Source organism: Paramicrobacterium fandaimingii, from assembly GCF_011751745.2.
Classification (GTDB): domain Bacteria; phylum Actinomycetota; class Actinomycetes; order Actinomycetales; family Microbacteriaceae; genus Paramicrobacterium; species Paramicrobacterium fandaimingii.
The window spans coordinates 751,237-771,461 of sequence record NZ_CP061170.1; the positions used below are offsets into that span (position 1 = coordinate 751,237).

Genomic DNA, 20,225 nt, shown 5'->3' on the forward strand with positions numbered 1-20,225 from the left:
GGCGCAGCCGCCATGAGATCAACGCGGACGGCCCCGCTCTGCCGAGCCGCGAGAGATGAGCGTCGCCGGAAGCCTCGTCGTGCGGGCCGGCCCGCGATAGCCGTCGATGCGCTGGAAAAGCTGCTCTGTGGCGATGCGTCCCATGGCAAAGGGGTCTTGCGCGATGACCGAAAGGCCCGGGGTGAGCGAACCCGCGAGTTCGAGATCGTCAAAGCCGAGCAGCGCCGGTTTCTCGTCTCGAAGGCTGAGGCCCTTCAAGACGCTGATCGTCGCGCGGTTGTTACAGGTGAAGATCGCGGTGGGTGGGTCGGCCGCGTCGAGCATGCGGGCGAGCGCCACTTTGTGCTGGCCGTCGTCGGGAACCGAGGAATGCACGAGGGCCGGGTCGTACGTCTGGCCGGCGGCCTCAATGGCGTCGCGATACCCGGCGAGCCGTTCGAGGGTCGTATAGAGGTGTGCTCGGTCACTCAGACAGGCGATGCGTCGGTGGCCCTGAGCGATGAGGTGGGCGACGCCGTCGCGGCAGCTTGCCCGGTTGTCTGTGATGACGGCATCCGCGATGTGCCCCGGCGCCGGACGATCGACAAACACCATCTGCAGCCCTGAGTTGAGCTCTGAGGCGTAGTAGCTCACGTCGCCGCGTTCCGACGGCGTGACGACGATGCCTTCAAGGCGTCGGGCACTCAGCGAGTGGATGATCTGGCGAGCGCGATCGTTCTCGCGCCGGTAGGAGGCGACGAGCAGCATGGACCCGCGGTCGCGAGCGACGTCTTCGACAGACTGGGACAGCTGGGAGAAGAACGGGTCCGTGACGTCCTCAATCACCAGGCCGACCGTCTCGGTCGCGCCGGTGCGAAACTGCCGAGCCGATTCGTTGCGCCGGTAGCCGAGTTCTTCAATCGCCTGCTGCACAGCTGCGCTCTTCGCCGCGCTCACGTGCGGATCGCCGTTGACGACGCGAGACACCGTCGAAAGGCCGACGCCGGCACGTGCTGCAACGTGATTCATCGTCGGCTGTGTTCGGCCGGTTCGGCCGCGTTCTTCGTCGGGCGCCATCGCTCTCCTTGGGACAATGCTTGAGGAAACGTTACCAAGCAAGGGTTCCCGGCACGCAATCAGGCCCGTGCGCTGTATTGCTCTCTGATGATCTCGCGGTAGTCGGGAGTCGGGGTTGCGCTGATCGACAGAGGCCATGACGGGCGTTTGCCGTTCAGTGCCCAGGCCGCCTGCACCGCGGCACCGTCGGCAACGTATTCGCCCGGTTCCGGCACGATGACGGGTGCATCGAAGACCTGCGCGGCAATGTGCTGAACAGCGGTGTTCTGGGCCGCGCCGCCCACCATGAGGATGCGGTCAGAGCCCACGCCGTGACGGCGCACGGCGTCGAGCCCGTCAGCGAGGCCGCAGAGCAGCCCCTCGACGGCGGCACGGGCAAGATTGGGGCGCGTTGCAGCGCCCAATGTCATGCCAAACAAGGTAGCCGTTGCATCCGGGAGGTTCGGGGTTCGCTCTCCCTCGAAGTACGGCTGCAGCACGAGCCCGTTCGCGCCCGCCTTCGACTGAAGGGCCAACGTTCCGAGCGTGTCGTGGTCGACGTCGAGCAGGCGGGCGATCGCGTCGAGAATGCGCGCGGCGTTGAGCGTCGCGATGAGGGGAAGATACGCGCCATCTGCCGATGCGAACCCGGCAACGGTTCCCGAGGCATCGTGGGTGGGGGTGTCCGTGACGGCGAAGACCGTTCCCGACGTTCCGATCGAGACGACGACGTCGCCTGCGGCAGCGCCGAGGCCGAGAGCGGCCCCCGCATTGTCGCCCGCGCCCACGCCGACGATGACGCCGGTCGGGGTCGTTCCCGCCCGGTCGCCAGGATCGAGCACGCGGGGAAGGATCGCGCTGTGTCCGAGCGCGAGCGTGAAGAGCTCGTCATCATAGGTGTTGCGTTCGGCAGACCAGTACGCCGTTCCCGAGGCATCGGAGCGGTCTGTCGTGAGCTGGCGAAGGTCGGGGCCGAGCGGTGAGTCGTCAGCGGGCCCGTATCCGCGCAGCCGCCACGTCAGCCAGTCGTGGGGCAGCGCGACGGCCGCCACACGTTTCGCATTCTCTGGTTCGGCGTCACGCAGCCAGCGCAGCTTCGATGCGGTGAACGAGGCGACGGGAACGATGCCGACGCGGCGCGCGTATTCCTCAGCGCCGACCTCGGAAATGAGATCGCGGGCCGCATCGGCGCTGCGCGTGTCGTTCCACAGCAGCGCGTCACGGATGACCTCACCGTCGGCGTCGAGTGCCACCATTCCGTGCTGCTGGCCGGCAACGGAGATCGCCGAGACGTCGTCGATGCCGCCGGCTGAGGCAATTGCCGTCTGCAGGGCGCTCCACCACGCTGCCGGAGCGACTTCAGTGCCCTCGGGGTGCGACGCTCGCCCGCGGCGCGCGACGGCGCCCGTCGCGGCATCCCGAATGACGATCTTGCAACTCTGCGTTGATGAGTCGATGCCCGCAACCAGCGTCATCTGATGCCTCTCGTGCCGAACTGGATGCCGCGCATGACCGCCTTGGTCGCTCGCCCGGAAGCGGTCATGCGCGACACGTGGATGCTGTTAGCTCCGAGCTCCCATGAGGTGCTCGACCATCAGCTGCTGCAGTCGGACGAATCCGAATCCCTTGCCGTTGAAGTAGGCGTCAGAGTTGAAGTCCTCGTACGACGCACGGTCGGCGAGCAGAGAGTCATAGCTCTCGCCGTCGCCGAGCGTCGGCGTCGACAGCTCATCGACGCGGGCAGCGGCGAGTGCCTCCTGCACCTCGGGGTCGGCGCGGAATGCGGCAGCCCGCTCCTTGAGCAGCAGGTATGTGCGCATGTTCGCCGCAGCGGAGTCCCAGACGCCCGACTCGTCTTCTGTGCGGCTCGGCTTGTAGTCGAAGTGCCGAGGGCCGTCGTAGGACGGGCCGCCGTTGGGGCCGCCGTTTTCGAGCAGGTCGACGAGCGAGAACGCGTTCTGCAGGTCGCCGTGACCGAACACGAGGTCTTGGTCGTACTTGATTCCGCGCTGGCCGTTGAGGTCGATGTGAAAGAGCTTGCCCTGGTAGAGCGCCTGCGCGATGCCGGCCGTCATGTTGAGTCCAGCCATCTGCTCGTGCCCGACCTCGGGGTTGATGCCGACGAGTTCCGGGCGCTCGAGCGTCTCGATGAAGGCGAGCGCGTGGCCGAGCGTCGGCAGCAGAATGTCGCCGCGCGGCTCGTTCGGCTTCGGCTCAATGGCGAAGCGAATGTCGTAGCCCTTGTCTGTCACGTACTGGCCGAGCAGGTTCACTGCCTCGCGGTAGCGCTCGAGGGCCGCCTGAACGTCTTTCGCCGAGTCGTACTCAGCGCCCTCGCGGCCGCCCCACATGACGAATGTCTTTGCGCCGAGCTCTGCTGCGAGGTCGAGGTTGCGCAGCACCTTGCGCAGGGCAAAGCGGCGAACCGCGCGGTCATTTGACGTAAAGCCACCGTCCTTGAAGACGGGGGCGGAAAACAGGTTCGTCGTCACCATGGGAACGATGATTCCGGTGTCGGCGAGCACCTGCTTCAGGCGGTCAATCTGAGTCTGGCGCTCGGCATCCGTCGAGCCGAAGGCAAACAGGTCGTCGTCGTGGAATGTGAGGCCGTATGCGCCGAGTTCGCTCAGCTTCTCCACGCCGTGAACGACGTCGAGGGGAGCGCGGGTCGGGCCGCCGAAGGGGTCGGTTCCGTTGTACCCGATCGTCCAGAGTCCGAACGAGAACTTGTCGTCGCGTGTGGGTGTGAGGCTCATGAAAACTCCGTCTGTGTCAGCACCATCGATGATTTGTCGATCTATACAACATATTAGATCACGGATGCTGATCGCGAAAGCCCGGCAGGCGAATCAGAGAAGTTTTCGCAACGTGCGCAGATTGCGTGTCGTCGTGAACGGCTTGTACCTGCTCTTCGCAAGCAGCGTCGCGAACGGCGTGGATGTCGACGATCCCACCGGAACCTCCCAGTAGAGAACGCCGCCACCGCGAGTGACGTGCTCACCAGCCGAGTCCGCGGCCTCGTCGCTGAGTTCGTCGAGCGTTTCGTCGCTCGAGCAGAACACGACGTACGGCTGCCTGTCGTCGCGTTCCTCGTAGGGGAAGGCGTCGATGATGCCGTCAAGTCTCTCGAAGGGCAGCAGCACGATCCACGCGTCGTATCCGAACTCGTCTTCGAGGGCGCTTTCGATGCGCCGTTTCAGCTGCGCCTGATCACCGGATGCCGTGAAGACGACGTTTCCCGTCGCCAGCACCGTGCGTACGGCGTCGAAGCCGAGGCGATGAAACAACGCGCCAAGCTCGGCCGAGCGCACGGTGATGCCGCCGACGTTGACGCCGCGCAAGAGAGCAACCCAGTGAAGGGGCCCCGCTGACGATGGCATTTCAGCTCCTTTGGTGTGTCGGGCAACGAATCTCGATTTCGCAGAAACTCGCGGCACGTGCCGTGTCGTTAGCATATAACTCGCGAAACTCATTGGTGTATGTCTTTGTTTGCGGCGTAGACAAAGCGCGATTTTTCCGTTATGTTTTCTCCGTCAACAAAGCCGCGCCGCAGCAAACACCGACGCGACGGGGCGAGAGCGAAGAGAACTTTCGTGAATCGCCTTGGCACGGCTGGCGACGTGATCGCATTTCAGAGAGGAAATCAGCACATGTCCATCACCAAGAAGGTCCTGGCTCTTGGAGCCGTCGGGCTCATGGCCGCGGGACTCGCGGCGTGTTCATCCGAGGCAGAGGGCTCGACCGAGGGCAGCGACGTCGAGTGCAACGTCGGCATCTCGATGCCCACACGCTCGCTCGAGCGCTGGATCAACGACGGCGAGCAGCTTGAGGCGCAGCTCAAAGACCACGGGTGCACCGTCGACCTGCAGTACGCAGACAACAAGACAAACAAGCAGATCAGCCAGATTCAAAACCAGATCGCGGCCGGTGCGAAGATTCTCGTCGTCGCTCCGATCGACGGTGAGGTTCTCTCTCCTGTTCTCAGCGAGGCGAAGAAGACACAGGATGCTGTCGTCATCTCGTACGATCGCCTCATCAACGGCACGGAAGACATCGACTATTACGCCACCTTCGACAACGCGAAGGTTGGCAAGATGCAGGGCGAGTTTATTGTTGACAAGCTCGGCCTCGCCGACGGCGAGGGCCCCTTCAACCTCGAGCCGTTCGCTGGCAGCCCCGACGACAACAACGCGAAGTTCTTCTTCTCTGGTGCCTGGGACGTTCTGCTTCCCTACGTCGAGAACGGCCAGCTCGTCGTTCCGAGCGGCAAGGCACCGAAGTCCAACGATGAGTGGGCATCGATCGGCATTCAGGGCTGGGCCTCAGACAAGGCGCAGGCCGAGATGGACAACCGACTGACCTCGTTCTACTCGGGCGACGAAAAGGTCGACGTCGTTCTCTCCCCGAACGACAGCCTCGCCATCGGAATCGAAGCGTCGCTCAAGTCGGCTGGCTACACACCGGGCGAGGACTACCCGCTCATCACCGGTCAGGATGCCGACAAGGCAAACGTCAAGGCGATCCTCAACGGCGCGCAGGCGATGACGGTGCTCAAGGACACGCGCAAGCTCGGCGACACCGTGTTCGAGATGATCAAGCAGATCGTCGCCGGTGAAGACGTCGATACCAACGTCACCTACAACAACGGTGAGTTCGACGTGCCGACGGCTCAGCTTGACCCCGTTGTCGTCACGAAAGACAACGTTCAGAAAGAGATTGTCGACAGCGGCTTCATCGACGGGTCTGAACTCGGCCTGTGACCTCGTGCGGCCGGCGCGGGAGCGCCGGCCGCACCCGGCATGTCATCGACGACACTGAAAGAATTCCCTATGCAGTCACCAAGCATCCTGACGATGTCTGACATCGCCATCAATTTCGGGCCGGTGAAGGCCCTCGACGGCGTCTCCCTCGAAGTGCACCGCGGTGAGATCCACGGCATCTGCGGTGAGAACGGCGCAGGCAAGTCCACACTCATGAAGGTGCTGAGCGGCGTCTACCCGGCAGGAACATACACCGGCAGCATCGAGTTCGACGGCCACGACGTCGGCTATAGGTCGATCAACGACAGCGAGCGCGATGGAATCGTCATCATCCATCAGGAGCTCGCACTCAGCCCGTTCCTCTCGATTTCTGAGAACATCTTTCTCGGAAACGAACAGCAGACCCGCGGCGTCATCGACTGGAACTCGACGAACGCCGAAGCCGCCCGGCTGCTGAAGCGCGTCGGCCTCCGCGAGAACCCCTCAACTCCCGTCCTCGAACTCGGGGTGGGGAAACAGCAGCTCGTCGAGATCGCGAAGGCGCTGTCGAAGAACGTGAAGCTACTCATCCTCGACGAGCCGACGGCGGCGCTCAACGATGAGGACTCGGCGCACCTGCTCGGACTGATCGAGCAGTTGCGCGAGCAGGGAATCACGAGCATCATCATCTCTCACAAGCTCAAAGAGATTAAGCGCATCGCAGACAGCGTCACGATCATCCGCGACGGCAAGACGATCGAGTCGTTCTCGATGTCTGAGCCGACGGCCACAGAGAATCGGATCATCCGTTCGATGGTCGGCCGTGACCTGAACAACCTGTTCCCTCCGAGGGATCCCGATATCGGCGAAGAAGTTCTGCGGGTCGAGGACTGGACCGTGTACCACCCGGTCGATACCGCGCGAAAGGTCGTCGACGGGGCATCGTTCACCGTGCGTTCGGGTGAGATCGTCGGGTTTGCCGGCCTTATGGGAGCCGGGCGCACCGAGCTGGCCATGAGTGTCTTCGGGCATTCCTACGGCACCAAGATCTCCGGTCGCATCTATAAGAACGGAACAGAGATTCAGGCGCGCTCTGTGGGGGAGGCGATCTCCCACGGGCTCGCCTACGCTACGGAGGACCGCAAGCGCTACGGGCTCAATCTGATCAAGGACATCGCCGAGAACATCTCGTCTGCGGCGCTGTCGAAGCTCGCACGCGGCGGTGTCGTCGATCGCTATCGAGAGCACAAAGTTGCGGACTCGTACCGCGAGAAGATGAACATCAAGGCACCGTCTGTCTCGGCGATCACGGGCAAGCTCTCTGGTGGAAACCAGCAGAAGGTCGTGCTCTCGAAATGGATCTTCACCGGACCGGACGTGCTGTTTCTCGACGAGCCGACCCGTGGAATCGACGTGGGCGCGAAGTACGAAATCTACGGAATCATCAACGAGCTGGCGGCGCAGGGCAAGGCCGTCGTCGTCATCTCGTCCGAGCTGCCCGAGCTGCTGGGGCTCTCGGATCGTATCTATGCAATATCTGAAGGACGGCTGACGGGCGAAGTCGCTCGAGCCGACGCAACGCAGGAAGTGCTCATGGAGTACATGACAGCGGGAAAGGACTGACGTCGTGAGCACATCGACAACCACAGCCCCCACAACACCGGCACCGCAGAAGAAGCCGCGCAAGCGGCCGACCATCTCGGTGAACCTGAGACAGTACGGAATTCTGGCGGCCCTCGCCATCATCATCGTGCTATTCGAGGTGATGACCGATGGTCGTCTGCTCTTGCCGGGAAACATCAATAACCTGATCCAGCAGAACGCCTACGTGCTGATTCTGGCCGTCGGAATGGTGATCGTGATCATCGGCGGGCACATTGACCTGTCTGTCGGCTCGGTCGTCGCCATGGTCGGAGCGATATCTGCCATCGCGATGCAGCACTGGGGGCTTCCCTGGTGGGCGGCCGTCATCGTTGCCCTTCTCGTCGGCGCTCTCGTCGGCGCGTGGCAGGGATTCTGGGTCGCCTTCGTCGGCATCCCGGCCTTCATCGTCACGCTCGCGGGCATGCTGCTCTTCCGCGGCCTCACTCTCGTGCTGCTCACGGGCGGAACGATCAGCGGGCTCTCCGAGAGCTTCGTCGCGATCGGCGCTGGCTGGTTCCCCGGTTGGCTGGGCGAACTCGGCGGACGAGACGTGCTCACCATCGTCTTCGGAATCGTCGCTGTCGTTCTGCTGGTCTTTCAGCAGTCGCGGGCGCGCTCCGTGCAGCGGCGTCTGGATCTCGTGCGCGAGCCGCTCGTGTCGTTCTGGATCAAGCTCGGCATCGCATCGGTGGCCATTCTCGCTCTCGCGTGGCTCCTCAGCGACTATGCGGGCACGCCGTACATCCTCATCATTCTCGCCGTGCTGATTCTTGCCTACACGTTCGTTCTGCGGAACACGGTGTTCGGCCGTCACGTGTACGCCATCGGCGGCAATCGCTTCGCGGCCATGATGAGCGGTGTGAAGACCAAGTGGATCGACTTCTTCATCCTCACCAACATGGGTCTTCTCGCCGGTCTTGCCGGTGTCGTGTCAACGGCGCGTGCCGGCGGCGCAGTCGCCTCGGCCGGAACCAACTACGAGTTGGATGCCATTGCCGCTGTGTTCATCGGCGGCGCGGCTGTGACCGGTGGCGTCGGAACGGTCGTCGGCGCCGTCATCGGTGCGCTCGTGATGGGCGTGCTCAACATGGGGCTGTCGATTCTCTCGGTGGATGCCGCATGGCAGATGGCCATCAAGGGTCTTGTTCTGCTTCTTGCCGTTGCGTTCGATATCTTCAATAAGAAGCGCGGCAGCGCCGGATAGTCCCACACGGGATGTATGCAGAACAGTGAACAGAGGGGAGTGACGCGATGACCCGTCGCGATGATGTCGTGTCGGAACGCGTCGCTCCCTCACCCGGCTCCCGCACGAGCAATGACCAGCTCAGACGCTTCAACCTCTCGATGCTCATGCAGATTCTGCACCGCAACGGCGGCTGCAGTCGTGCAGAGCTGACACGCAAGACGGGGCTGAACCGCTCGACGATCGCTGTGCTCGTCGCGGAGCTCGTCGAGGCGGGGCTCGCCTACGAGGGAGAACCCGAGACGGTTGTCGGGCAGATCGGCCGCCCAAGCCTTCGCGTTCATCCCGAGCCGCGGCTGTCGGCGATCACTGTCAACCCCGAGCACAACAGCGTTGCGATCGGACTGATCGGGCTCGGGGGAGAGATCATCCGAAGCGTTCGCTTCGACAGCTCTCGCGTTCCCAGCCCGGCAGAAGCTGTTCGCGTCGCGCATTCGATTGTCGAGGGGATGCGCGGAGAAATCGAGCAGTCGTACGACCTCGTCGGGGTGGGAGTCGCGGTTCCCGGCCTCGTGAGTGCGGCGACGGGTCGCATTGTGAACGCGCCGCAGCTGCATTGGAAAGATGTCGACCTGGCTACGCCCATGGCGCAGGCGTTTCAGCTTCCGGTCTTCATCGCCAACGACGCGACGGTCGGCGCGATTGCCGAGAACCTCTTTGGTGCGGCAAAGGGCGCGAAAGACCTCGTCTTCGTCGACGGAAGCGGCTCCGGCATCGGCGGCGGCGTCATCATCGACGGTCAGCCGCTGCGCGGAACATCCGGCTTCGCAGGCGAACTCGGTCACATCATGGTGAACAGCACAGGAACGCGCTGCCACTGCGGACGCATCGGGTGCCTCGAGACCGAGGTGAATCTGGAGCGGCTGTTGCGGCTGATCGGACTCACCCGCGCCGATGAGCACGAGCTCGACATCGAACTCGGTGTGACGCGCGATCACGCGGTGCTCGACGAGGTGCGCCGCCAGCTGGAGTTTCTGTCGATCGCGCTCACCAACCTCGTCAACATCTTCGATCCCGAGGTCGTGGTGCTCGGCGGTTTTCTTGGCGCGCTGCTCACGGTGTCAGATGAACGCCTCGGCGGAGAGCTCAAGCTGCGCTCGATGTCGGGGCACTCGCGCTCGGTCGTTCTTGCTCGAGCGCGGCTGCGCTCCAGGCGGGTGATGATCGGCGCAGCTGAGTTGGCGTTTGCGCCGCTGCTCGCCGATCCGCTGGCATTCAGACGCGACTGATCACGACGCGTTGAGAGCCGCCTTTGCCCGCTCCGCGGGCGTGATCGTGCGCTTCGTCCACACGATCTCAAAATTCGGGTCGAAGCGTCTCGAGCATTCGCCGCACGAGACGCGCCTCGTCGGCGCACGGTAGCGATAGAGACGATGGCCCCGCGGGCAGGCTCCGATCCATGGTGCGAGCTCATCGGCGATCTTGCCGTGGTGAAGGCGCTGCCCTTCATAGCCGATCTCGCGCGCGACGCGCACCCATGCGGGGCTGTGCCCAGCCTTCGGGCCGGCCATGGCATGGGCGACCTCGTGCAGCAGCACTTGGTGAATCTCGTCGTCGTCGTAGCGCGACGCCAGATACCGTGACACCGAAATGCGCTTCGTCGAGTAATTGCACAGCCCGGCACGCTTTTTCGCGTTGTCGAACGCGAACGTCCACGACGCGTCGAGGTGGAGGGAGATGAGCGCGTGCGCCCACACTCTCACTCGAGCCAGATCTGCCATGTCTTAAATGTAGGACAGGTCACTGACGTTCGGCGAGCGCACTCGCGGCGGCTACGCCGAAATGCGTGCCTCGGCAACGGCAATCGCGACCAGCGACGACTCGATCTGGCTCTCTGATGCACCAGCGTCTCGGCGAATGTGAATCGCCGCCCGGAAGTCAGCGAGCGCCAGCTCGTATTCCTCCTGGTCGAAGTACACCTTGCCGCGATGCTGCAGCGCGAATGCCTCGTACAGCTGCCATTCGTGGGTGTGTGCCTCTTCGATGAGGGAGTTCAGCTCGTGAAGGGCCGGCTCGAATTCGGCGCGGAATTGCAGCACCTGTGCGCGCAGCATCCGAGGCCTCATGAGATCGCGACGATTGCCGGTGAACCGGGCGACCCTGATGGCGGCATTTGCGGAGTCGAGGGCGTCGTCGAGCTGGCCGGCAACCTTCAGCAGCCATGCCTTCTCGCACATCGCCTCGAGGCTTCGCATGCTGCCGAGCTCGTCGAGGCGCTCGCCGACGGCCTTGAGATCCACCTTCTCGCGAAGGGTGGCGGCATCATAACCCAAGATGATTCCCAGGGCTCTCTCCCTCCTCGTTTTCCAGGCCGCGTGTTGTGCGCATCGCAGCTTCTGACATCGAGGCTAACCCGCGCCGCTCTCGTTGACGTGCACCGTGATCAGCCTGTCGTCATCCGGGCCGGGGTTTCCCCGTCCGTCTGTGTTGTTCGTGACGAGCAGGAGCGATCCGGATGCCGTTGCCACGACGTCGCGAATGCGGCCGAGCTCGTCTTCGAAGAACGCGGCGGCGTGCGCGTCGTCTGCCGTGGTGGTGATCACCCACAGCCGCTCACCTCCGAGTCCGGCCATGTACAGCGTGTCACCGAGCGCGGTGAGGCCGCTCGGGCTCGCCTCGTCTGTCGACCACTGCAGCACCGGATCGGTGAAGCTCTCGTCGTGGGCAATGCCCTCGACCGTTGGCCACCCGTAGTCGGCGCCGGGTTCGATGAGGTTCAGCTCGTCCCACGTGTTCTGGCCGAACTCGCTTGCCCACATTCGTCCGTCTTCCGTCCACGCGAGTCCCTGCGGATTGCGGTGGCCGAGGGAATACACGAGAGATCCGTCAAACGGATTGTCGACCGGGACGCCGCCGTCAGGCGTCATGCGCAGAATCTTACCCGCGAGAGAATCCACGTCGTGCGCGATATCGTCGCCTGTCGCATCGCCTGTCGTCGCGTACAGCATCCCGTCTGGTCCGAATGCAAGGCGGCCGCCGTTGTGAATTGTGGCTTTGGGGATGCCGGTGAGAACCTCGACTGCCGAGCCCAGCTGTGGGTCGTGAGGCAGCCCCGTGACGGAGTAGCGCACGATGCGGTTATCTGTCGCCGTCGTCACATACGCGTAGAGCCACGCGTCGTCTGTGTCTTCGCTGTGCAGGGCAAGGCCGAGAAGCCCGCCCTCGCCCGCGGGAGCGGCCGCGTCGACGGTGCCGATCACCTGTCGATCGCCCTCGTCGGTGAGATGCACGATCTGGGCGCTGTCGCGCAGAGAGAGGAGAACGCCGGATTCGAGGGGCACGATCGACCATGGCGCGTCGAGCTGCGTCGCGAGCACGTCGTATTCCCCATTGGGCATTGCCGGTGCCGTCGTGTTTGCGGGAGCGGAGTTCTGGGCGCGAGGCTGAGCCGGGGAGCAGGCGCAGAGCAGAAGAGCGGATGCCGCTGCGACGGCAGCGAGCCGCAGCATCCGTCTGGCATATGCGTTTGCGGGCATGACTACACGTCAAACACGTTTCGCGACGGCAGCGGAGACGGCTGAGCCTCGCTGTCGACAACGGGGCGGGCGCCGGCGATGAAGTCCCTCAGCTCCCTGCCCGCGACGAGCTTCGCCGGGTACGGACCTCCGGCGAGCAAGCGGGGAACCATGTCGAGCGGCAGCATCGAGCGGGAGGCGACGAGCACGACGTTGCCGAAGCGGCGTCCCTTGAGAATCTGCGTGTCCGCAAGAGCGGCGACCTCCCCGAACACCTCGCTCAGCGTTGCCGCTTGGCTGCGTGTGAAGGCGAGTCCGGGTCCGTCGGCGACGTTGACCGCGAGCATCCCGTCTGGTGAGAGGAGAGTCGCTACCCGCTCGTAGAACTCCGTGCTCGTCACATGTGCCGGCGTCTGGGAGCCGCTGAAGATGTCGCTGATCACCAGGTCGACTGTGCCGTTCAGGCCGGCAGGAAGTCGGCCGAGCATGTCGCGGGCGTCACCGTACCGCACGCGAATCTGGGCCTTCTTCGACCAGGGAAGGTGCTCTCGCACGAAGTCGACGAGGTCGCGCTCCAACTCGATCACCTGCTGGCGTGAGCCCGGGCGAGTGGCATCGACGTAGCGCGGAAGCGTGAGCGCACCCGCTCCGAGGTGCACGGCGGTGATCGGCGTGCCTGTGGGACGCACAAGGTCGACGACGTGGCCGATGCGGCGCACGTACTCGAAGAACAGCTCGCGCGGATCGCCCATGTTCACGTGCGACTGCGGAGTGCCGTCGACAACGAGTTGAAAGGCGCCGTCTTGAAAGGTATCGGGCTCGATGCGCGCGGCCAGGCCGCTGCCCGACAGCACGATCGACGGAATCTCGCTCACGTGCCGAGTCTACGGCCGACCCTGCCGCGCGACAGGCACTCGCGCTAGCCTTGACGTGTGCGCATCGATCTCAACTGCGATCTTGGTGAGACCGTCGACGGGCAGCCGACGGCAGACGACGCCGCGATGTTTTCGTACATCTCCAGTGCGAACGTCGCGTGCGGTTTTCACGCCGGTGACGCCGACAGCATGGCGGCGTCGTGCGACATGGCTGTGCAGCACGGGGTCGCGATTGGAGCCCACGTCTCGTATCTCGACCCAGCGCACTTCGGACGCGCAGACGTCGACATCGACAGAGCGGCCCTCGTCGGGCACATCGTCGAGCAGATCGGCACGCTCGCAGAGATCGCGGCTGCCGCCGGCACCACCGTGCGCTACGTGAAGCCGCACGGTGCGCTCTACAACCGCATAGCGTGGGACGCCGAAAGGGCGGATGCCGTCGCAGAAGCCGTCGCCTCGTGCGGTCTGCTGCCGATCATGGGGCTGCCCGAATCGCGCATCGCCGAGGCGGCATCCGGCCATGGCCTTACCTTCATTCGGGAGGCGTTCGTCGACCGCGGGTATACCGCTCAGGGTGCGCTCGTTCCGCGCGGTGAGCCGGGGGCGCTTCTGCCGGCGGATGCCGTGGCAGAACGCGCCGTCGCCATGAGCGTCGAGCGAATCGTCGTTGCCGAGACGGGGGAGCGCATTCGGCTTGACGTCGATTCGCTGTGTGTGCACGGAGACACTCCGGGCGCCGTGCGCATGGCCGCCGAGGTCAGGGCCGCGCTCGAGGCATCCGCCATCACGATTGCGGCGGTTACCTCGTGAGTGAGCACCCTGCACGCACCATCCGCGCCGTCGGTGACCTGGCGCTTCTCGTCGAGTGCGAGTCGCTCAGCGAGGTGATGGCGCTGCACCGGGGGCTCGCTGACAGGCCTGGCTGCGTGATCGACGTTGTTCCGGCTGCGCGCACAATCCTTGTGACTGTCGCGCGGCACCACGACGTCGAGTCTGTTCGCCGGTGGCTTGCCGATGCAGCGCTCGTCCCGGCCGCGCCGACTGCCGACTCGGAGCCGGTGCACATCGACGTTCACTACGACGGCGCCGATCTGGCCGACGTCGCACGGCACACGGGGCTCAGCGAGCGCGAGGTGATCGCGTGCCATACGCGGTCGACCTGGCGGGTGGCGTTCGGCGGCTTCGCGCCGGGCTTCGCCTACCTCGTGACCGACCACGAGCGTCTTGCCGTGCCGCGCCGCGCGTCACCGCGAACGGAGGTGCCTGCTGGCTCCGTCGCGCTCGCCGGGGCCTTCGCCGGCGTCTACCCGCGCTCGTCGCCCGGCGGATGGCAGCTCATCGGCCGCACCGACGCCGATCTGTGGAACGTCGAGCGACAGCATCCTGCCCTTCTCGAGCCGGGAGCGGTCGTCGTCTTTCGGGAGGCGTCATGACACAGCTCGCCATCGTTGAATCCGGCCCGCTCACTACGGTGCAGGATCTCGGGCGCCCGGGGTTTGCACACATCGGCGTGCCGTCTTCTGGGGCGCTCGATCGCGGCGCGCTGCGACTGGCCAATCGCCTCGTCGGCAACAGTGAGGCCGACGCCGCGCTCGAGATCACGGTCGGCGGCTTCGAGGCCCGCGCGACCGCCGACGTCTGGGTGGCGGTCACGGGCGCGTGGTGCCCCATCACCGTCGAGGGCGAGCAGGTCGATCCCAATACTCCGGTGCGCGTGCGGGCAGGGCAGACGCTGCGGGTGGATGCCGCGGCGGGCGGCCTTCGGGCGTATCTCGGCGTGCGTGGCGGCATCGAGTCGACGCCCGTTCTGGGGTCGCGCTCCCGTGACACGCTGTCGGGGCTCGGGCCTGAGCCTCTCGCGGCGGGTGACGAGCTCGCCGTCGGCGCGGTGCCCGATTCGCCGATTCCTGCGCTCGAGATCGCGCCGTGGAGCCCGCCGACGCTGGAGCGCGTCGAAATGCCCGTCGTGCTCGGGCCGCGACGGGAATGGTTCGAGGATGCCGCTGTCGCCGCGTTCTTCGACACGGTGTGGGTGCTCGATGCCGCATCGGATCGGGTGGGCGCTCGGCTTGTCGGCGACCCCGTGGCGCGACGCATCGATGCGGAGCTGCCGAGCGAGGGCATGGTGGCTGGTGCGATTCAGGTTCCGCCATCCGGTCTGCCGACGGTGCTGCTCGCCGACCATCCGGTGACGGGCGGCTACCCGGTGATCGCCGTGGTCGCGAGCGAAGCCCTTGATGTGTTCGCGCAGTTGCGGCCGGGGCAGGAGCTCGCGTTCCGCCGCGCCTGACCAGCCCTGCCCCCTGCCCCTGCCCTCCCACCTGCCAACGTGCCCAAAAGTGACACGCCGTAAACTGTCGCTCCAGGCCACCACCCGAGCGACGTTTTACGGCGTGTCACTTTCATCGCCGCCGACTCGTCGTCCACAAGGCCGCCCCATCGCACGTTGTGCACCGATCGTGCGCCGTTCTGAATGCGTCGAGGCGCTGTTCGGCACAGTCGACGTATGCTCACTCCGCTTCCCGATCGCTTCGTCAACCGCGCCTTCACTGTTTCCGAGGCGGCCGAAGCGGGGCTCAGTCCGCGACGGCTCCGCGCCTCCGACCTCGCAATGCCCTTTCCGCACGTGCGCGTTCCGTCGAAGTGGCTGGCGCACGGCGCAGCGTCAACGGTCGCCGAGAAGATCGCGGCCAAGCGACGCCGCGTTGTCGCCTTCGCGCGGGCATATCTCACGCGGATGCCGAAGAACGGCGTGTGCTCGGGGATGACCGCGGCGTACCTCCACAGCATCCCGCTGCCTTTGCGCTTTCTGAACGACGACAGGCTCGACGTCAGTGTTCCGTACGGCGCCCGTGCCCCACGGCATCGTGGGATTGTCGGTCACTGCATCTCGGGCACGCGTGATGATATGACGAACGTCGACGGAATTCCCGCGACGACCATCGAGCGCACCTGGTGCGACCTCGCCGCGATGCTCGATGTGCCCGACCTTGTGGCCGCGGGCGATGCGCTCATTCACCACCGCAAACCGCGCACGACGACGAGGGCGCTCGCTGATGCAGCGCACAGCTACCAGACGACCCGGTGGCGGGCTCGCCGTGCCGAGGCTCTGAGCCTCCTCAACGACCGCGCCGAGTCTCCACGCGAGTCGCGGCTTCGCGTCCATCTGGTCACGGCGGGACTTCCGGAGCCGGCGATAAACCCCAGCATCCTCTACCGAGGCGTCTTCCTCGGACGCGTTGACATGCTGTATCTGGCGTGGGGCCTCATCATCGAGTACGAGGGGGAACAGCATCTCACCGACGTTCGACAGTGGCGAAAAGACATTGACCGCGTCAACGATTTTGCCGACATCGGTCTGCGAACGATCCGCGCAACGGCGGCCGACGATCGCGATCCCTCGGCGCTGATCGCGCGGATTCGAGCGTGCGCCGCGGCCCCCGAGAGTGGCGCCGCGCACGATCCGCACCTCACAATTAAGTGGTGAGCAGCCTGGTTATACCTGAGAGGTTGCCGATCGTCAAGAACCGCAGTGGACACGGCGCGTCAAACGACATACACTTGATCTTTGCGCTCCCTGACGTTCTACCATGCCTTCATATTGCGGTCGGCCCAGTGCTTCGTGTTTCGCATGACGCACGACTTCACATGGCGTGAGGCGAGTACTCCATTACTAACAGTAACTTGGCCCGACGGGGCCCACGGAGGTTATTACCCTTGGCTGCTGCGCGCAACGCAACCACCACCACATCCAAGAACGGCCGTAACGCATCTCGGCCTTCATTCGCCAAGATCAGTGACACGCTGACCGTCCCAGATCTTCTGGCACTGCAGACGGAGAGCTTCGACTGGCTTGTCGGAAACGACAACTGGAAGGACCGCGTCGAGAACGCGGCGGACTCTGACCGCAAGGACCTGCCGAACGATTCGGGTCTCGAGGAGATCTTCGAGGAGATCTCTCCGATCGAGGACCTCGGCGAGACGATGCAGCTGTCGTTCGCCAACCCGTACCTCGAGCCGGAGAAGTACTCGATCGAGGAGTGCACCGAGCGCGGCAAGACATACGCCGCTCCGCTGTACGTCGAGGCCGAGTTCATGAACCACCTCACGGGTGAGATCAAGACTCAGACGGTGTTCATGGGGGACTTCCCCCTCATGACCGAGAAGGGCACGTTCATCATCAACGGCACCGAGCGTGTCGTCGTGTCCCAGCTCGTCCGAAGCCCCGGCGTGTACTTCGACCGCACACCAGAGAAGACAAGTGACAAGGATGTCTTCTCTGCGCGCATCATCCCGAGCCGCGGTGCATGGCTTGAGTTCGAGATCGACAAGCGCGATCAGGTGGGCGTGCGCGTCGACCGTAAGCGCAAGCAGTCGGTGACGACGTTCCTCAAGGCTCTCGGCATGACAAGCGAAGAGATCCTCGCCGAGTTCGCTGGCTACGAGTCGATCGCGTCGACGCTCGAGAAAGACCCGATCCTCACGAAGGAAGATGCTCTTCGCGACATCTACCGCAAGCTGCGTCCGGGCGAGCAGGTTGCTGCTGAAGCCGCTCGCGCGCTTCTCGACAACTTCTACTTCAACCCGAAGCGTTACGACCTCGCCAAGGTCGGCCGCTACAAGATCAACAAGAAGCTTGGTCTTGAAGCGCCGCTCAGCGACTCGGTGCTCACTGTTGAAGACGTCGTCGCAACGATCAAGTACCTTGTTCGCCTGCACGCGGGCGAGACGACGTTCGAGGGTCTCCGCAACGGCAAGAGCGCCGACATCCGTCTCGACATCGACGACATCGACAACTTCGGCAACCGTCGCATCCGCGCCGTCGGCGAGCTCATCCAGAACCAGGTTCGCACCGGTCTGTCGCGCATGGAGCGCGTTGTGCGTGAGCGCATGACGACGCAGGACATCGAGGCGATCACGCCGCAGACTCTGATCAACGTGCGCCCCGTCGTCGCCGCGATCAAGGAGTTCTTCGGAACAAGCCAGCTGTCGCAGTTCATGGACCAGAACAACCCGCTCGCCGGTCTGACGCACAAGCGTCGTCTCTCGGCACTCGGGCCCGGAGGTCTGTCCCGTGAGCGCGCTGGCGTCGAGGTTCGTGACGTTCACCCGTCGCACTACGGTCGCATGTGCCCGATCGAGACCCCTGAAGGCCCGAACATCGGTCTGATCGGCTCGCTCGCCACGTTTGCCCGCATCAACGCGTTCGGCTTCATCGAGACGCCGTACCGTCGCATCGTGAAGGGAAAGGTCACCGAGAAGGTCGACTACCTCACCGCGATGGAAGAAGAAGACTACATCGTCGCTCAGGCCAATGCGGTTCTGAACGACGACAGCACCTTCCGTGACGACCGCGTCCTTGCGCGCAAGGAAGACGGCGAGGTCGACCTCGTTCCTGTTGACGAGATCGCTTACATGGATGTCTCCCCGCGCCAGATGGTTTCGGTCGGCACGTCGCTGATTCCGTTCCTCGAGCACGACGACGCAAACCGTGCGCTCATGGGCGCCAACATGCAGCGTCAGGCTGTGCCGCTGCTGCGCAGCGAGTCGCCGTACGTCGGAACGGGTATGGAAGGCTTCGCGGCAATCGACGCCGGCGAGGTCATCTCGGCCGAGAAGGCCGGCGTCGTCTCGCGGGTATCCGCAGACAGCGTGACGCTCCAGCTCGACGAGGGCGGCACCAAGACGTACTACCTCGACAAGTTCCTCCGCTCGAACCAGGGAAACAGCTACAACCACCGCGTCATCGTCAACGAGGGAGACCGCGTTGAGGCTGGCGAGGTCGTCGCTGACGGTCCGTCGACAGAGAACGGCGAGCTCGCGCTCGGCAAGAACCTGCTCGTTGCGTTCATGCCGTGGGAGGGCCTCAACTTCGAGGACGCCATCATCCTCAGCCAGAACGTGGTGAAGGACGACACCCTCAGCTCGATTCACATCGAGGAGTACGAGGTTGACGCTCGCGACACCAAGCTCGGCAAGGAAGAGATCACCCGTGATCTGCCCAACGTGAGCCCTGACCTGCTCAAGGACCTCGACGAGCGCGGTGTCATCCGCATTGGAGCCGAGGTTCACCCCGGCGACATCCTCGTCGGCAAGGTCACACCGAAGGGTGAGACCGAGCTCAGCGCTGAAGAGCGACTGCTTCGCGCGATCTTCAACGAGAAGAGCCGCGAGGTGCGCGACACCAGCCTCAAGGTTCCTCACGGTGAGAGCGGAACGGTCATCGCTGTCAAGGAGTTCGACGCAGAAGAGGGTGACGACGAGCTCGGCTCGGGCGTCAACCGCCGCGTCGTTGTCTACATCGCCCAGAAGCGCAAGATTACCGAGGGCGACAAGCTCGCGGGACGCCACGGAAACAAGGGCGTCATCTCGAAGATCCTGCCGGTGGAGGACATGCCGTTCCTCTCCGATGGAACTCCTGTCGACATCATCCTCAACCCGCTCGGCATTCCTGGACGCATGAACTTCGGGCAGGTGCTCGAGACGCACCTCGGCTGGATTGCCAACCAGGGCTGGAAGGTTGAAGGCAACCCGGAGTGGGCGAAGGGGCTTCCGGCAGAAACCCGCGAGGGTACGCCGGGAACCAAGGTCGCTACGCCGGTCTTCGACGGTGCTGAAGAGCACGAGATCGCAGGCCTGCTTGACGCGACTCTCCCGAACCGCGACGGTGAGCGCATGATCACCTCGACCGGAAAGACGCGTCTCTTCGACGGTCGGTCTGGCGAGCCTTTCCCCGAGCCGGTATCGGTCGGCTTCATGTACATCCTGAAGCTGCACCACCTCGTCGACGACAAGATCCACGCACGTTCGACGGGACCGTACTCAATGATCACTCAGCAGCCTCTCGGCGGAAAGGCGCAGTTCGGTGGACAGCGCTTCGGTGAGATGGAGGTCTGGGCGCTCGAGGCATACGGTGCGGCTTACGCACTCCAGGAGCTCCTGACGATCAAGTCAGACGACATTCTCGGCCGCGTCAAGGTGTACGAGTCGATCGTCAAGGGCGAGAACATCCAGGAGCCAGGCATTCCCGAGAGCTTCAAGGTGCTCATGAAGGAAATGCAGTCGCTGTGCTTGAACGTCGAGGTACTCTCGGCCGACGGCACCGCGGTGAGTCTGCGCGACACCGACGACGACGCGTTCCGCGCCGCCGAGGAGTTGGGCATCAACATTTCCTCCAGGTTCGAGTCCTCGTCTATTGACGAGATCTAAGCGCCTGGCCACTGTAGAAACTTCA

Annotated in this window: 17 protein-coding genes; 9 read left to right on the top strand and 8 right to left on the bottom strand. The window is 64.3% G+C overall.

The features are described 5' to 3' along the window. Window positions 1-18 precede the first annotated feature (18 nt). From HCR84_RS03650 to HCR84_RS03665, 4 genes are all read right to left on the bottom strand, one after another. Window positions 19-1,056 (bottom strand): LacI family DNA-binding transcriptional regulator, encoded by a 1,038-nt coding sequence (locus HCR84_RS03650; RefSeq protein ID WP_166984428.1) that lies wholly within the window; start codon window positions 1,054-1,056, stop codon window positions 19-21. A 59-nt stretch (window positions 1,057-1,115) separates the two neighbouring features. Further along, the gene (xylB, locus tag HCR84_RS03655) at window positions 1,116-2,510 is read right to left on the bottom strand and encodes a xylulokinase (RefSeq protein ID WP_166984429.1); all 1,395 of its coding nucleotides are present in this window, start codon (window positions 2,508-2,510) and stop codon (window positions 1,116-1,118) included. A gap of 87 nt (window positions 2,511-2,597) precedes the next feature. Beyond that, window positions 2,598-3,791, bottom strand: coding sequence for a xylose isomerase (xylA, locus tag HCR84_RS03660; RefSeq protein ID WP_166984430.1), 1,194 nt, complete (start codon window positions 3,789-3,791; stop codon window positions 2,598-2,600). A 93-nt stretch (window positions 3,792-3,884) separates the two neighbouring features. Continuing rightward, window positions 3,885-4,415, bottom strand: coding sequence for a DUF1697 domain-containing protein (locus HCR84_RS03665; protein ID WP_166984431.1), 531 nt, complete (start codon window positions 4,413-4,415; stop codon window positions 3,885-3,887). A 270-nt stretch (window positions 4,416-4,685) separates the two neighbouring features. Between HCR84_RS03665 and HCR84_RS03670 the strand changes: the two genes are divergently transcribed. From HCR84_RS03670 to HCR84_RS03685, 4 genes are all read left to right on the top strand, one after another. Continuing rightward, the gene (locus HCR84_RS03670) at window positions 4,686-5,795 is read left to right on the top strand and encodes a substrate-binding domain-containing protein (RefSeq protein WP_166984432.1); all 1,110 of its coding nucleotides are present in this window, start codon (window positions 4,686-4,688) and stop codon (window positions 5,793-5,795) included. A 69-nt stretch (window positions 5,796-5,864) separates the two neighbouring features. Beyond that, window positions 5,865-7,397 (top strand): multiple monosaccharide ABC transporter ATP-binding protein, encoded by a 1,533-nt coding sequence (gene mmsA, locus HCR84_RS03675; protein ID WP_166984433.1) that lies wholly within the window; start codon window positions 5,865-5,867, stop codon window positions 7,395-7,397. 4 nt (window positions 7,398-7,401) lie between these two features. Next, on the top strand, window positions 7,402-8,622 hold the full coding sequence (gene mmsB / locus HCR84_RS03680) for a multiple monosaccharide ABC transporter permease (protein WP_166984434.1): 1,221 nt from the start codon (window positions 7,402-7,404) through the stop codon (window positions 8,620-8,622). A 47-nt stretch (window positions 8,623-8,669) separates the two neighbouring features. Next, entirely contained in the window at window positions 8,670-9,890 is a 1,221-nt protein-coding gene (locus HCR84_RS03685) for an ROK family protein (RefSeq protein ID WP_166984435.1), read from the top strand. On the opposite strand, the gene HCR84_RS03690 is transcribed toward HCR84_RS03685, so the two are convergent. The 4 genes from HCR84_RS03690 to HCR84_RS03705 all read right to left on the bottom strand — a co-directional run bounded on the left by HCR84_RS03690 (window position 9,891) and on the right by HCR84_RS03705 (window position 12,991). After that, complete coding sequence (locus HCR84_RS03690) at window positions 9,891-10,382, bottom strand: SprT-like domain-containing protein (protein WP_166984436.1); 492 nt, start codon at window positions 10,380-10,382, stop codon at window positions 9,891-9,893. It abuts the gene before it with no gap. Between the two features lie 51 nt (window positions 10,383-10,433). Then, window positions 10,434-10,934: a tetratricopeptide repeat protein gene (locus HCR84_RS03695; RefSeq protein WP_244972561.1), complete on the bottom strand. Its 501-nt coding sequence runs from the start codon at window positions 10,932-10,934 to the stop codon at window positions 10,434-10,436. Between the two features lie 75 nt (window positions 10,935-11,009). Further along, window positions 11,010-12,137, bottom strand: a complete 1,128-nt coding sequence (locus tag HCR84_RS03700; protein WP_166984437.1) for a PQQ-dependent sugar dehydrogenase — start codon at window positions 12,135-12,137, stop codon at window positions 11,010-11,012. A 2-nt stretch (window positions 12,138-12,139) separates the two neighbouring features. Next, a complete protein-coding gene (locus HCR84_RS03705) occupies window positions 12,140-12,991 on the bottom strand; it encodes a spermidine synthase (RefSeq protein WP_166984438.1) in 852 nt (283 codons plus the stop codon). 63 nt (window positions 12,992-13,054) lie between these two features. On the opposite strand from HCR84_RS03705, the gene HCR84_RS03710 reads away from it, so the two are divergent. The 5 genes from HCR84_RS03710 to rpoB all read left to right on the top strand — a co-directional run bounded on the left by HCR84_RS03710 (window position 13,055) and on the right by rpoB (window position 20,200). Continuing rightward, window positions 13,055-13,801, top strand: coding sequence for a 5-oxoprolinase subunit PxpA (locus HCR84_RS03710; protein ID WP_166984459.1), 747 nt, complete (start codon window positions 13,055-13,057; stop codon window positions 13,799-13,801). Then, on the top strand, window positions 13,798-14,424 hold the full coding sequence (locus tag HCR84_RS03715) for a 5-oxoprolinase subunit B family protein (protein WP_218043613.1): 627 nt from the start codon (window positions 13,798-13,800) through the stop codon (window positions 14,422-14,424). Before HCR84_RS03710 ends, HCR84_RS03715 begins: the two co-directional genes overlap by 4 nt. Beyond that, the gene (locus HCR84_RS03720; RefSeq protein WP_166984439.1) at window positions 14,421-15,281 is read left to right on the top strand and encodes a 5-oxoprolinase subunit C family protein; all 861 of its coding nucleotides are present in this window, start codon (window positions 14,421-14,423) and stop codon (window positions 15,279-15,281) included. Before HCR84_RS03715 ends, HCR84_RS03720 begins: the two co-directional genes overlap by 4 nt. 216 nt (window positions 15,282-15,497) lie before the next feature. Then, window positions 15,498-16,478, top strand: coding sequence for a hypothetical protein (locus HCR84_RS03725; RefSeq protein WP_166984440.1), 981 nt, complete (start codon window positions 15,498-15,500; stop codon window positions 16,476-16,478). Between the two features lie 230 nt (window positions 16,479-16,708). After that, entirely contained in the window at window positions 16,709-20,200 is a 3,492-nt protein-coding gene (rpoB, locus tag HCR84_RS03730; protein WP_166984441.1) for a DNA-directed RNA polymerase subunit beta, read from the top strand. Window positions 20,201-20,225: the final 25 nt, after the last annotated feature.